The 14,151-nt window shown below is 38.4% G+C and carries 12 protein-coding genes and 1 pseudogene; 7 read left to right on the plus strand and 6 right to left on the minus strand.

Features of this window, described 5'->3' with window-relative positions:
* Positions 1-110: 110 nt before the first annotated feature.
* Positions 111-1,364 (plus strand): CCA tRNA nucleotidyltransferase, encoded by a 1,254-nt coding sequence (locus tag ACFIMG_RS04350; RefSeq protein ID WP_375679000.1) that lies wholly within the window; start codon positions 111-113, stop codon positions 1,362-1,364.
* Between the two features lie 484 nt (positions 1,365-1,848).
* On the opposite strand, the gene ACFIMG_RS04355 is transcribed toward ACFIMG_RS04350, so the two are convergent.
* A complete protein-coding gene (locus ACFIMG_RS04355) occupies positions 1,849-2,325 on the minus strand; it encodes a tRNA (cytidine(34)-2'-O)-methyltransferase (RefSeq protein ID WP_375679001.1) in 477 nt (158 codons plus the stop codon).
* A 723-nt stretch (positions 2,326-3,048) separates the two neighbouring features.
* On the opposite strand from ACFIMG_RS04355, the gene petA reads away from it, so the two are divergent.
* The 4 genes and pseudogenes from petA (at position 3,049) to ACFIMG_RS04375 (ending at position 6,298) form a co-directional block, all read left to right on the plus strand.
* On the plus strand, positions 3,049-3,597 hold the full coding sequence (gene petA, locus ACFIMG_RS04360) for a ubiquinol-cytochrome c reductase iron-sulfur subunit (RefSeq protein ID WP_375611173.1): 549 nt from the start codon (positions 3,049-3,051) through the stop codon (positions 3,595-3,597).
* Between the two features lie 4 nt (positions 3,598-3,601).
* A pseudogene (locus tag ACFIMG_RS04365) lies at positions 3,602-4,857 on the plus strand (cytochrome bc complex cytochrome b subunit).
* A complete protein-coding gene (locus ACFIMG_RS04370) occupies positions 4,851-5,747 on the plus strand; it encodes a cytochrome c1 (protein ID WP_375679003.1) in 897 nt (298 codons plus the stop codon). The pseudogene ACFIMG_RS04365 and the gene ACFIMG_RS04370 overlap by 7 nt, the downstream one beginning before the upstream one ends.
* 110 nt (positions 5,748-5,857) lie before the next feature.
* Positions 5,858-6,298: a PRC-barrel domain-containing protein gene (locus ACFIMG_RS04375; RefSeq protein WP_375611176.1), complete on the plus strand. Its 441-nt coding sequence runs from the start codon at positions 5,858-5,860 to the stop codon at positions 6,296-6,298.
* A gap of 159 nt (positions 6,299-6,457) precedes the next feature.
* On the opposite strand, the gene ychF is transcribed toward ACFIMG_RS04375, so the two are convergent.
* Complete coding sequence (gene ychF / locus ACFIMG_RS04380; RefSeq protein WP_375612983.1) at positions 6,458-7,561, minus strand: redox-regulated ATPase YchF; 1,104 nt, start codon at positions 7,559-7,561, stop codon at positions 6,458-6,460.
* A 266-nt stretch (positions 7,562-7,827) separates the two neighbouring features.
* Here ychF and ACFIMG_RS04385 point away from each other — a divergent pair, with 266 nt between their 5' ends.
* Positions 7,828-8,571 (plus strand): L,D-transpeptidase, encoded by a 744-nt coding sequence (locus ACFIMG_RS04385; RefSeq protein ID WP_375679004.1) that lies wholly within the window; start codon positions 7,828-7,830, stop codon positions 8,569-8,571.
* A 220-nt stretch (positions 8,572-8,791) separates the two neighbouring features.
* On the opposite strand, the gene pth is transcribed toward ACFIMG_RS04385, so the two are convergent.
* Both pth and ACFIMG_RS04395 read right to left on the minus strand, forming a co-directional pair.
* On the minus strand, positions 8,792-9,373 hold the full coding sequence (pth, locus tag ACFIMG_RS04390; protein ID WP_375631640.1) for an aminoacyl-tRNA hydrolase: 582 nt from the start codon (positions 9,371-9,373) through the stop codon (positions 8,792-8,794).
* 75 nt (positions 9,374-9,448) lie between these two features.
* Positions 9,449-10,078: a 50S ribosomal protein L25/general stress protein Ctc gene (locus tag ACFIMG_RS04395; RefSeq protein WP_375610123.1), complete on the minus strand. Its 630-nt coding sequence runs from the start codon at positions 10,076-10,078 to the stop codon at positions 9,449-9,451.
* 292 nt (positions 10,079-10,370) lie between these two features.
* Between ACFIMG_RS04395 and ACFIMG_RS04400 the strand changes: the two genes are divergently transcribed.
* Complete coding sequence (locus ACFIMG_RS04400; RefSeq protein WP_375611181.1) at positions 10,371-11,870, plus strand: helicase HerA domain-containing protein; 1,500 nt, start codon at positions 10,371-10,373, stop codon at positions 11,868-11,870.
* On the opposite strand, the gene ACFIMG_RS04405 is transcribed toward ACFIMG_RS04400, so the two are convergent.
* Both ACFIMG_RS04405 and pgeF read right to left on the minus strand, forming a co-directional pair.
* The gene (locus tag ACFIMG_RS04405; RefSeq protein WP_375679005.1) at positions 11,867-12,799 is read right to left on the minus strand and encodes a ribose-phosphate pyrophosphokinase; all 933 of its coding nucleotides are present in this window, start codon (positions 12,797-12,799) and stop codon (positions 11,867-11,869) included. The two genes, ACFIMG_RS04400 and ACFIMG_RS04405, sit on opposite strands and share 4 nt — an antisense overlap.
* 466 nt (positions 12,800-13,265) lie before the next feature.
* Positions 13,266-14,057, minus strand: a complete 792-nt coding sequence (gene pgeF / locus ACFIMG_RS04410) for a peptidoglycan editing factor PgeF (protein ID WP_375677802.1) — start codon at positions 14,055-14,057, stop codon at positions 13,266-13,268.
* Positions 14,058-14,151 lie beyond the last annotated feature (94 nt).

Consider the following 14,151-nt stretch of genomic DNA (forward strand, 5'->3'; position numbering starts at 1 on the left):
AAAGTTTCTTTGGAAGAATAGACGTGCTTTATAAGGGATGTCTTAAAAAATTTGTTTTATGAAGAGAGTTTTTTAAAGCAATGAATACAACTTTTTTGAAAGGTTAAAGGGTGAATATAAGACAGAACTTCAAACAGGTTGCGTGGTTACAACAAAGTGATATCCAAACACTTCTTCGTGTTTTGTCTGTGGAGGGGGAAGAGGCGCGTATTGTAGGGGGAGCAGTGCGCAATCAACTGCTAGGGCAGCCTATTAGTGATATTGATATTGCAACAACCTGTTTGCCGCAACAGGTTATTGCACGTGTAGAAGAAGCAGGATTTAAAGCTATTCCTACAGGGATTGCTTTTGGTACAATAACAGTAGTTGCTCATTCATGTTCTTATGAGGTTACAACGCTTCGCTGCGATATTGAAACAGATGGTCGTCATGCAAAAGTGGCATTTGGTCGTGATTGGAAAAAAGATGCTGAACGGCGAGATTTTACGATAAACGCGCTTTATTGTGATGCTGCTGGCAACCTTTATGATGATGTGGGAGGTTTGAGTGATATTGCTAGCCGAACAGTTCGTTTTATTGGGGTTGCAGAAGATCGTATTGGAGAAGATTATTTGCGTATTTTGCGGTTTTTTCGCTTTTTTGCGTGGTATGGAGCAGGGCGACCTGATGTGCAAGGATTGAAGGCATGTGTTCGTTTAAAACACGGTTTAAAAAAACTTTCTTCTGAACGTATTTGGGCAGAAATGAAAAAGCTTCTTGCGGCGTTTGATCCAACGCGTGCTCTTTTATGGATGCGACAAAGCAGAATTTTGGCACTTATTTTTCCTGAAACAGAACGATGGGGTATTGATGCAATTCACGCATTGGTGAAGACAGAACAGGATCTTGGTTGGAAAGTTGATCCATTGTTACGGCTAGAAAGCCTTCTTCCTCCTGATCCCATGCGTCTTCATGAAATGGCACAGCGCTTGCGTTTTTCTCTTAAAGAAACAACGCGATTAAAAGAATGGGCAGAGTTAGAAATAATAAACCAAAACTGTTCTGATCATTTTGTGCAAAAACTGATTTATTTTCATGGACGACAGCCAGTTTTAGATCAATTATCGTTGTCTGTCGCTGTATCACATCTTGATCATCTGGAAAAAAGTGATGCTTTGCAAAAAGCAGAGGGTTATGTCAAGCTTTATCAATTTGCCCAAAAATGGCAAATTCCAACTTTTCCTATTAATGGTAACGATTTAATAAAGAAAGGTTTTACAAAAGGTGTACTTTTAGGAAAAAAGCTTAAAGAGCTAGAAATGATATGGATTGAAAGCGGATTTTTAATGGATCGTCATGCACTATTAGAAAAAATTGATTTATAATATTTCTGTTTATAAACTCACTGTTGTTTATATTTTTTAAGTCAACATATTAATTTATAATAATCATTATTCATGTGAAATAAGAGTTCACAATATTGTAAGGTTATTTCAAACCTGTTCATATTACATCAATCAAAGTTATTGCCTTACACGTCACAAGTGAGGAAAAATGATTACAGAGAGGAAAATGTCTCTTATGAATCATCTCAAAGATAAGGATTCTCGAAAATGAGAACGAATAAAGAGAATAGTGGTAGCGGTTTGCACCTTGTATGACCATAAAGAGGGGGATGTTCACTGGATTTTTACTATGAGGAGTATTTAATCATTCATAGGTGGTGATATGAGGTGATATGAAATGGATGTGATGGGCACTAAGAAATGTTTATTTTACCAGCACTTAATTGTTGGAAAATGATAGGCATTATACGCTTTAACTGTTCTTTATATGTTGTATTATTGTTTTTCGTGATAATTTATGTTTTTATAGATTACAGTTTTTTTCATGATAACCAATTTGGCGTAATGCTTCTCCTGTTGTTATGGCTACGCTCATGGCGAGATTTAGAGAGCGTGCCTGTGGTTGCATGGGAATTTTCAATGTGTAATCGGCCGCTTCATGAACATAATCGGGAACGCCAGCTGTTTCACGACCAAAAAGTAAAACATCATTTCTTTGATAGCATATCTGCGTATAGCATGTTTTTGCTTTTGTACTTAAAAGCAATAGGCGGCGGTTAAAGTGTTTTATGGAGCTTATAAAATGTTGCCAATCAATGTGTCGTTCTAAGGAAGCATATTCGAGATAATCCAATCCTGCGCGTTTGAGATTACGATCCGACAGATTAAAGCCTGCAGGTTCAATAATGTGCACATGTAAACCAAAGCAAGCGCTAAGACGTAAAATCGTTCCAGTATTACCAGCAATATCAGGTTGGAAAAGAGCTATATGAAATGTCATGTTCTCTGTAATATGATTTTTCTTTCGACTTTGTAAAGAAGCACTACAATTTATTCGAAAAATATGCTTTGAGAAATACATGTTTTTTACGGTTCATTTTTATTCCCTTTAAATTTCAGGGAAAAAGTTATGTATACAGGTCTGTTTGGGATCAGAGAGAAGCTCCCTATTAGGGACTTCATTTTATTGAGCAATCCATGAAATGGATTGGCTCATGTTGAAAAGTGGGATATTTAATGAGATTAGATCATCTATTTTAATTAAAATCAACAAAATATGCTTTTTATGCAAAAACAGAAGCGAAAAAAATACTCATGCAACCAGTTGGAATTGAGGGAGGGAGAGATGCTGTAAATGTGTTAAAGAAATAACCGATAAGCTCAACTTGTTTACTGAGATATGGTCATAACAAGACTATGTTTCTTTCTTTAGAAGTGTTTATTTACATGCTATCTCTGATTTTCACGGGCGGGGGAGTAATTTTGATTGATTAATATGAATAGGTTTGAAATGAAAAAACCTTACGGTGTTTAGGGATTTCATTCACTCTGTAAAACGATGAATTATCATTATAAAACAGTTTTTTGTATAAACCATACAAATGGCAGGAGTTTTTTACGGGGATGTTTTTATGGTTGAGGTAACGGAGTGATCAAGCATTGTACAATGGGAGAGGGTATGGTAAAAGAATGTTTTAGCAAAGTGTCTCTTTAAGTTAAGGCCATGGGTGAGCAAACGAGGCGGGATTTTCTGTTTTTGGTAACAGCTGTTGCAGGAGCAGTTGGAATGGGAGCGGTTGTGTGGCCTTTTATCCGTCAGTTGCGTCCAGATGAAGCTGTTTTGGCATCTTCCTCTGTTGAGGTTGATCTTTCTGGTATTGAAGAGGGGATGTCAGTAACGGTAAAGTGGCGAGGACAGCCTGTTGTTATTCGAAATCGTACGGCAAAAGAAATTGCTGATGCGCGCGCTACTGAATTGAGACTTCTAAAAGATCGTCAAGCGCGCAATCCTAATCTTGAAGGTGAAAAAGAAGCGACGGATTTTGCACGTTCAGCAGGTAAAGGACGTGAAAATTGGCTTATCGTCATTAATCTTTGTACGCATTTAGGCTGTATAACACTTGGGCAATCTGGGAAATTTGGAGGGTGGTTGTGTCCATGTCATGGGTCTGTTTATGATACAGCTGGAAGAGTGCGGTCGGGTCCAGCTAACTATAATTTGGCTATTCCTCCTTACCAATTTCTTTCTGATACTTTGCTCAAAATAGGATAAGGTTATGACAAGGTTTTCTCCTTATTGTCCTAAAAATGCACTTGCCCGTTGGTTTGATAAGCGTTTTCCTCTTCCTCGTTTTTTTTATAATGCATTTGTGATTTTTCCTGTTCCGCGTAATCTTAATTACTTTTATACATTTGGCGGTATTTTGACCATTATGCTTGTGTCACAGCTTTTGACTGGTATTGTCTTGGCTATGCATTATGTTCCGGATATTCATTTGGCTTTTGAAACCAGTGAACGATTTCGGCGTGAAGGGCAGTTTGGTTGGCTTTTTCGTCCATGGCATTGTGTAGGCTCTTCGTTTTTTTTATTGCTGTTTATATCCATTTGGCACGTGGACTTTATTATGGTTCTTATAAAAATATGCGAGAAATGGTATGGGTTACAGGTATTTTTATTTATATCATCATGATGGCAATAGCATTTTTTGGTTATGTGCTTGTTTGGGGGATGATGTCTATTTCAGCGGCTTCAGTGATTGCAGGGCTTTTAAAAACGATACCTTTGGTGGGGACATGGTTGCATGAGACACTTCTGGGTGGTTATGTCGTAGGACAACCAACGTTGAATCGTTTTTATGTTTTCCATTATGTTTTATCATTTATTTTGCTTCTTTTTGTGGGGCTGCATATTTGGGCAATTCATTGTGTTGGGCAAGGCAATCCAACGGGTCTTGCTATACAATCAGATAAGGAAACAGTTCCATTTTCGCCTTATGCGCTTATCAAAGATATTTTTGCTATTACTGTTTTTCTCATCTTCTTTGCCTGGTTTTTGTTTTATATGCCCGATTATATAGGGCAGGCTGAAAATTATAGTGTGGCAGATCCTTTAAAGGCACCTCTTCGTGTGGTTCCAGAATGGTATTTTTTGCCTTTTTATGCGATGCTTCGTGCTATAACTTTTGATATCGGTATTTTCTCTTCAAACTTTGTTGGCTTTGTTTTATTCGTCAGTTCGATTTGCATTTTAATTTTTGTGCCATGGTTAGACCGCTCTAAAATATGTTCAGCAAGATATCGACCTGTTTATAAAATTTTCTTTTGGGCGTTGGTTATTGATGTCGTTTTTCTTGGTTGGTTGGGGTCAAGAGAAATAAGTGACAAAATTCTTTTATGGACACAATTGGCTACGGTTTATTATTTTATATTTTTTTTGGTTATTTTGCCGATTTTGCCAGCGTTTGAAAAAAATTGTTCTCTTCCTTCTTCAATTATGCAAGATTTAAAACAGAAAAAAAAGAGACTATGGTAAATGTTTTTGTCGGGCTGGTTGTTATTGTTGCTATGAGTTTTTCTGCTCAGAGTTTAGCGAGTGATGCCTCTGATCAGGAAGAAGGATTTATTTCTTTTCCTTTACAGGTTCCTAAAAAACAAGAATGGAGTTTTTCAGGTCCATTTGGGCTTTATGATAAGGCGCAATTGAGGCGCGGATTAAAGGTTTATAGACAAGTTTGTTCCAGCTGCCATGGGCTAAAATATGTGGCTTTTCGCAATTTAAAAGATCTTGGGTATGATCAAGAACAGATCAAAGCTTTGGCGGGGCAATATGAAGTGCGCGATGGTCCTAATCGAGAAGGAAAATTTTTTAAACGTGCTGGGGTTGCAACGGATTATTTTCCTTCTCCCTTTTCACATGAAGAAGAAGCAAGATTTATTTTGAATAGTGCTTATCCTCCAGATTTGACATTGATGGCACGTGCACGTGGGGTATCTTTGCCGTTTCCTGCTTTAATTACTGATGCATTGACTCATTATGATACAGCTGGTCCAGATTATATTACAGCTCTTTTAACAGGATATCAGAAGGCACCGAAGGAGATAAAAATTGCGAATGGTTATTGGTATAATCCTTATTTTATTGCCGGTAATTCTTTAACTATGGCTCCTCCTTTGAGTGATGGTATGGTTACTTATGAAGATGGAACCCCAGAAATCATTGAACATTATGCGCGCGATGTTTCTGCTTTTTTGATGTGGGCTGCCGATCCTCATATGGAAATTCGTAAAAAAACCGGTTTTCGTGTTATTTTATTTTTAATCATTTTTGCAGGGCTTGTTTATATTTTAAAAAATCGTATTTGGTGTGGTTTAGAAGAAGAGTTAGAGAAAGGAATAAAAGACGAAATAAAGAAAAAAGGGTAAAGCGACAAGACTCGAAAGAGTATAGAGTATAAAAAGCATAAGGAACAAATCTTTTTATGATGCATTGAGGTTTTATAAAGTAAAAGCAAAGTAAAAATGGAGATGTTAAAATGAAAAAAATTGCATGTACTACTCTTATGTCAATTTTGATGGTTTCTAGTACTTATGCTCAGTCTTTTGAAGTGCCTTCAAAACCTGAAATGATCTCTTCGACGGGTATTGTACAGGTGGGGATAGATAAGTCTGTGCGTTATGTGACACCTTTAGCAACGGATTTTGTAGCTTCCAGTCTTATAGGCGCCAATGTATATAATATAGAAGATGAGAATATTGGTGAAGTAAAAGATATTATTTTACGTGAAAATAATATTGCAGGGTTTGTTATTGCTGTTGGTGGTTTTCTTGGCATAGGCGAGAGTTATGTGGTCGTTTCTCCAGAAACAATCCAGATGACAAATGATTATGGTAAATGGAAACTCATTACAAATGCGACAAAAGATTCTTTAAAGAACGCTCCAACATTTAAATACGAAGGGCGTTGGACACGCTAATTTTATATTTCTATTCTTTAATGGACCAAGCTGTTGCTATCACAATCATATGCTAGCAACAGTTTTTTTGTTCTAAAAACTCTTGAGAATTTTTGCGACAAGATTCCAAGGAGCTATTACCAAAGTTTTCAAGATAAACTATTAAGACAGAGTGAAGATTTAAGTATTATGTTTAAATAACATGATATCGCCATCTTGCACAATGTATTCCTTTCCTTCATCGCGGGCTTTTCCTGCTTCCTTTGCACCGCTTTCTCCACCCAGAGCAATATAGTCATTATAGCTGATGGTTTGGGCACGAATGAAACCGCGCTCAAAATCTGAATGAATAATACCAGCTGCTTGGGGAGCTTTTGTACCACGCGTAATTGTCCATGCTCGTGTTTCCTTAGGTCCACAGGTGAAGTAAGTAATGAGATCAAGTAAATGGTAACCAGCGCGAATGAGGCGATTGAGACTCGGTTCAAAGAGTCCTAGCGCATTGAGATATTCTGATGCTTCAGCATCACTCAGTTGTGTAATTTCCGCTTCGATAGAAGCAGAAATGATAATGCTTTGCGCATTTTGCTCTGTTGCCATTTTTTCAACTGTTTGGGTAAAGCTATTTCCACGAGCGGCGTCATTTTCGCTTACATTACAAACATAAAGTACAGGCTTGGAGGTTAAAAGATTCAAACTCTTAAGAATGTGGTGTTCATCGGAAGAAATATCTTTGAGTAATAACCGGACAGGGTTTCCCTGTTGCAGTATGTTTAATGCTTTTTCCATAATAGGTAAAATTGTGAGAGCTTCTTTGTCTTTTCCGGTTGCTCGTTTACGGATTTGTATGATTCGTCTCTCAAGACTTTCAAGATCTGCAAGCATGAGTTCGGTTTCAACCGTTGTCGCATCACAAACAGGATCAATACGTCCCTCTACATGGGTAATATCTTCATTTTGAAAACAGCGTAAAACGTGGACAATGGCATCGACTTCGCGAATATTGGCTAAAAACTTGTTTCCTAAACCTTCGCCTTTTGAAGCTCCTCGCACAAGCCCCGCAATATCGACGAAGTTAATGCGTGTAGGAATCATTTCTTTTGAACCAGCGATTGATGCAATTTTTTCCATTCGTAAATCTGGAACAGCAACTTCTCCGGTATTGGGTTCAATGGTACAAAAAGGATAATTGGCAGCCTGTGCAGTGGCTGTTTTTGTTAATGCATTAAAAAGAGTTGATTTCCCGACATTAGGTAATCCGACAATACCGCATTTAAAGCCCATGAGAGTCTTTCTTTTCTATTAATTTTATTGGTCAAGATAAAGCTTCCTTTTTATAGCATATTTTCAGAAGAGTTATAGTCCTGGTCTTGCGATAAGTGAGAAAAAAGTCTAAAGTAATAGGTATCTACTTTTTTACCTTAGTTCTTCTTACCTTATTGTTCTCCTTAGTTACAAGGATAAGAAAACTTCGAATTAATGTTAATATTGTGCTAAGTTTTTCATGGTATGCAAATCTGCATAAATAATTAATCGGAGAAAATAGAAGAGTGTTATCTCGTTGTGCCTTTTTAATTGCAGCACTTTTGGCTTTGGCTGGATGTGCTACACGTCAGTCAGATATGTCATCGGTACCTTTTCAACAAGTTCGATACATTCCACCAGAAATACAGGCTTTGTATGCTCCTGTAACGAATGAGACCTATTCGTTACCTGCTGTTGATCTTGCGACAATTGATCCAAAATATTGGCGACAAGAGGTGATTTATTATACATCTTATGCGCCTGGAACATTGGTTATAGATACGCAAGAGTGTTTTCTTTACCTTATTGGTGAAAATGGAAAAGCTTTGCGTTATGGGATTGGTGTCGGTAAAGAAGGCCTAGCATTTGAAGGTGAGGGGGTTATACAGCGCAAGCGTCGGTGGCCAAATTGGGCTCCTACTGCAGCTATGATGGCTCGAGAACCAGAACGTTATGGTCATCTTGGGAAAGGAATGCCACCAGGGCCCGATAATCCATTAGGTGCGCGGGCACTTTATTTGTTCAAAAATGGGAAAGATACACTTTTCCGTATTCATGGCTCACACGAATCGTGGTCAATTGGGCGTGCTATTTCAAGTGGGTGTATCCGTTTGCTTAATCAAGATATTATCGATCTTTATGATCGTGTTCCCATTGGTTCGCGTGTTGTGGTATTGCAAAACAATAGGAGTATTCCTACAGTTTATAGTCAACAATCAAATGGTTACGATCCGCTACAGTCGACCATTCAGCCAAATGATTTTTTTTAATTTAGGGGAGAAGATTGGAGAGAGCTGTGTTTGCTGTTCAATCTTCTCTTTCTCTCAAAAGAGAATATAAGCCTTTCTTTTTCAAAGGTGTATACAAGCTTGTATTCTGTTCTATTTTCTAGCTTCTCACGTTGCCAACAGATTTTGCCTTTGAGAAAGTTTATAAGAGGATTTTTTAAGAGTTTTTATTCATATTCTTCACGCGACTGGGACACGCAAGCTAATGGTTCTGATTGTGTTTTATCGTTTGTGAAACTTCATTCATAAAGAGGGATTTATCATCTTTTATAAGGAGAGCGATATTTTTTGCAATTGTCTCTAAGAGAGGGGATAACCATTCTTGATCAGATTTGGTAAAATTTCCCAGGACATGCTGATGAACAAGTTCTTTGCTTCCAGGATGACCAATTCCTATGCGTATACGACAATAGTCAGTACCACAATGGGCATCAATAGACTTAATGCCATTATGCCCATTATGTCCTCCACCAATTTTTATACGAACTTTCCCCGGTGACAGGTCTAGTTCATCATAAATGATGATCAAATTCTTTAAATCTAATTTATAAAATCGCAAAGCTTCACCGATAGCTTGACCAGAAAGATTCATGAAAGTTTGTGGTTTTATAAGAAAAATTTTCTCATTATTTATGAAACCATTGGAGATTTCTGCTTGAAACTTCTTTGACCATGGAGAAAAAGAGAAGGACTGATAAATGGCATCAACAGCCATAAAACCGATATTATGGCGGTTATTTTGATATTGTAAACCAGGATTGCCAAGACCAGCAATAAGCCACATGTGTATCTTCAGTCAAAGTATGAGTAAGGGTAATGTCTCATAAATTAAGGCGGAAAAATTCCCGCCTTTTGAGTTTTATGAAGTTTCCGTGTCTTCTTCATCATTTTCTTGTTCAGAAGTTTCATCGCTGACATCCATGCCAGCAGGAGCTGCAATGGTTGCAATGGTAAAGTCTCGATCTTGGATGATGGGAGTCACATCTTTTGGCAGTTGCACTGCTGAAATGTGAATAGAATCACCAATAGAGTAGCTGGAGAGATCAATTTCAATAGCTTCAGGAATAGCACTTGCTGGAGCTGTACATTCAATTTCGTGCCGAACAATATTGAGGACACCACCCTTTTTAAGTCCAGGTGCCGTATCTTCATTGAGGAAGTGGACAGGAATATTCACTTCTACAACGGATTTTGCTGAGATGCGCAAAAAGTCTACATGGAGGGGAAAGTCACGCACGGGATCTAATTGATAATCTTTTGGCAAAACCATAATTTTTTGCTTGTCAAGAATAATCGTTGCAATGGTGGTACGAAAGCCACCGGCATGAATTTTGTAGAAAATTTCTTTATAGGGAACTGTTATTGCCAAGGGTGGTTGTTTTTCACCATAAATGACAGCAGGAATAAGACCGTTGCGGCGAAGTTCACGGGAGGACCCCTTACCAACCCGCTCGCGTTTTTCGGCCTTAAGAGTGTAGCTTTTGCTCATAATTTAAGTCCTTTTTACATGATTGGAGATCCTTCAAAAACAGTAATAGTTTTTGCATGGATATGAAGATATGCGCTAACCAACAGCGATCACTCCATTCTGCGTTGCCTCCAAGGGTGTCTACGCAGAAGTTTGTTCTATAGTTCAAACTATTCATAGATGCAAGAGTTGTGGGAAAAATCGATGATTTCTACCGTTAAAAAGGAGGAAATGTTACAAATTACGGTGTGGATGGAGAATCAACCAATATGTGCTGGCGCTGATATGTTCAAAATCAAACACTGGAGATGTTATGAAGGTTGAGATTGCCTTGGGTGAGATGTCAGAGAGTCGTGCTTTGCATAAATCGATGCCAGCACTTCTTGACTTGGAAGAATTATTGGCGACACGTCTTCTTGTACAAGGTAATTCTGGTTCAGGGAAATCACATCTTTTACGCCGTCTTCTGGAGCAAAGTGCTAAGTGGGTGCAGCATTGTGTAATTGATCCAGAAGGCGATTTTGTAACTTTGGCAGATAAATTTGGTCATGTTATTGTAGAGGCTCAACGTAGTGAATTAGAATTGACTCGTATTGCCCATCGCATTCGACAACATCGAGTTTCAGTGGTATTTAATCTTGAAGGCTTGGATACTGAACAACAGATGCGTGCTGTAGGGGCTTTCCTTGGGGCACTGTTTGATGTAGAACGTGATTATTGGTATCCTATGCTTGTCGTTGTCGATGAAGCACAATTGTTTGCTCCAACTGCAGCAGGAGAAGTTTCTGATGAAGCGCGTAAAATTTCTTTGAGCGCTATGACCAATCTTATGTGTCGAGGACGTAAACGTGGTCTTGCTGGTGTTATTGCGACACAACGTTTGGCTAAGCTTGCCAAAAATGTTGCTGCGGAAGCTTCAAACTTTTTAATAGGGCGGACTTTTTTAGATATTGATATGGTGCGCGCTGCTGATCTCTTGGGAATGGAGCGTCGCCAAGCGGAAATGTTTAGAGATCTTGAACGGGGAAATTTTATAGCTTTAGGCCCTGCTTTATCACGACGTCCCTTACCAATCATTATCGGTTCTGTTGAAACTTTGGCACGCTCTTCTAGCCCTAAATTAATGCCACTTCCAACAGAGCGGGATGATGTGCAAGAGCTCGTTTTTACTGCTTCACCAGAGGAAATTTTAACGCCATTTAAACAAACACGAGAGCCGATGAGGGAAAAGTCAATGCACGAGATGTTAGAGGAGGTAGTGCATAAAAAACAAGAGTTGTTGGAAGAAAACCCGAGTTTATTTCCTGAACTTTCTGATGTTGAGCGTGACGGCCAAGCAGAACATATTATTCGGGAGATTCTTGAGGATTCTGAGGCTTTTTATCGTTCAACAGCGGTGCTTTATCAAGATTTTTCAGTTCGTTGTCGTATCCATGGTATGTCAAAGGTTCCTTTTAATCTTTCACAATTTCGGCGTAAATTGGCTATTGCTCAGGCTTTTGTTGATGAACAAACGGCTGTCAGTGAACATTGGAAACATATTTTGCAGATATCAGAAAGTTTGGAAGAAGATGTTCAAGGAGTCTTCTTGAACGTGGCACAGGCCGCATTAGGGGGAAAGCCATGTCCATCTGATGCATTTTTAGCACGTCTTTATGGGACTCATTCTTTAAGCCGTGCACGCCGACTTTTAACCTACTTTGAAGAGCGTGGACTTATTGTTATTCACACGCATTTTAGTGGTCAACGTATTGTTGCCTTTCCTGATCTTGGTGTTGAAACAGCACCGGGAGACCCCAAGGAACCACTTTAACCAAATAAGCTGGAAACCGATTGTTCTGCTGCTGTCCTTGCTATTGCTTCTCCCATAAGGTCGGCAATGGGCAAAACACGAATATTATGGGTTTTCTCAATAGCTTGTGTTGGCATAATTGAATCTGTAATAACCAATTCTTTCATCTCTGAATTGGCAATTCGCTCGATTGCATTACCAGAAAGAACACCGTGCGTGATATAAGCTGTGACACTATTGGCACCATGTTTAAGCAGAGCACTTGCTGCATTGCATAAAGTTCCACCTGAATCAACAATATCATCAAGCAAAAGGCAATCTTTTCCCGATACATCTCCAATGATATTCATAACTTCTGATTCACCGGGGCTTTCGCGACGTTTATCCACAATAGCGAGCAAACTGTTCAAGCGCTTGGCGAGCGAGCGAGCGCGAACCACACCACCCACATCAGGTGAAACAACGATAACATTTTCAAGAGAATAATGCACTTTGACATCGCGAGAAATGACAGGAACAGCATAGAGATTATCCGTAGGGATATCAAAAAAACCTTGAATTTGTCCTGCATGAAGGTCCAATGTTAAAACACGATGGGCCCCTGCTTCAGTAATGAGGTTGGCAACAAGTTTTGCAGAAATAGGAGTTCGTGGTCCTGGTTTTCTATCTTGGCGGGCATAGCCAAAATAGGGGATAACAGCTGTAATACGACGCGCAGAAGAACGACGAAGGGCATCAATCATGATGAGTAATTCCATCAAATGATCATTTGCGGGATAGGATGTAGATTGCAAAACAAAAACATCTTGTCCACGTACATTTTCATGCAGTTCTACGAAAATTTCTTGATCAGCAAAGCGCTTTACAGTTGCTTTGCCTAAGGGGATGTTCAAATAATTTGCAACATCTTCAGCTAGGCGTGGATTAGAATTTCCGCAGAAAAGTTTCATAGTAGAACCTCTGAATCATCATGGTGGGAATGCGACACGGTTTTTAATTTCTTTTTATTAAATTGCAAGAGAACAATTACAAAAGCCTTACAATTTTATCGATTATTATTAAAGAGCTATGCAGTATGTTTTCTCTTTTTCCAAAAGTTTATTACTTTTAGAGCAAAGTTTTTCTCCATGCGGTATATATATTGATTAAGCTTTTTGGTTATTACTTTATAAAAATACTTTCAATATGGGGAATGCTTCATATTTAAGATGAATGAAGGGGAGTAATAAAAGAAGTATCATCTTGCCTTCAATCATTATAACCAAACATTGAAAATGATCATAGCGAAGGCTATCATATTTTATGGGCTGCTAGATAATTTCGTGAAAAAAGCAAAGTACAATGGGGTTTATTTTTCCATTTGGGTAAAAAGTTTAGTTTTGCAGTTTTGGTATTGTTCTCAAGCATAAAAGGGGCTCATCTTTTGTTTTTCAGCATAATAGCAGAAATTTGCCGTCCGTAATCGGGTTCGTTGCGGTGTATTGCACGGCGATAGGAGAAAAAACGCTGTTCATCTTGATAGGTACAAAGCTCTACACAAGAAGCATTAACACCTGCTTCTTTGAGTTGGTTTATAATAAATGCCCATAGATTAAAATAAAAGCGATTTATTTTGTCTGTTTTTAAAAAATATTTTTGGTATTTGCTGTGGTAATCAATAAATTGGTCGTAAAATTCATTTGTTACTTCATAGTGATAGGGGCCAATACAAGGTCCCAGGACTGCTGTTATTGATTGTCTTTTGGCTCCTTGTTTTTCCATAACAGCAATTGTTTTCTCGATAATTCCATTTAAGCTTCCACGCCAGCCAGCATGAGTTGCAGCGATGACTCTAGCTTGTGGATCAGCAAACAGAATGGGGCCGCAATCTGCTGTAAGAACCCCAATAACGAGTTCTGGGGTGGTTGTAACCAGAGCATCAGCTTGAGGAGGTGCACCGATAGTTGCTTGATGAGCTACGACAACGTTACAGGAGTGTATTTGATTAACTGTGACTAAATTTTGCGCTTCAATAGAAAAATAATTGGCAATCAAAAGACGATTCTGTACAATATATTCAAGTTGATCATTTGAACCTTTCCCAACATTAAGACTATGATAAAGATTTTTTGAAATACCACCTTGACGTGTAAAAAATCCATGTTTTATTCCATGGGGGTGTAAAGTAGAAAGATTTTTTGCAAGAATGGGATGAGGGATAGATTTCATAAAAGTTCCTTATGGAGATTATTTAAAGTGAGGATGGAGATGTTCATATTTGTCAATGAATATTTCAGATAATGATGTGCTTATTGACAAAAGC

It is taken from the genome of Bartonella sp. AP11XZML, from assembly GCF_042196445.1.
GTDB lineage: Bacteria > Pseudomonadota > Alphaproteobacteria > Rhizobiales > Rhizobiaceae > Bartonella.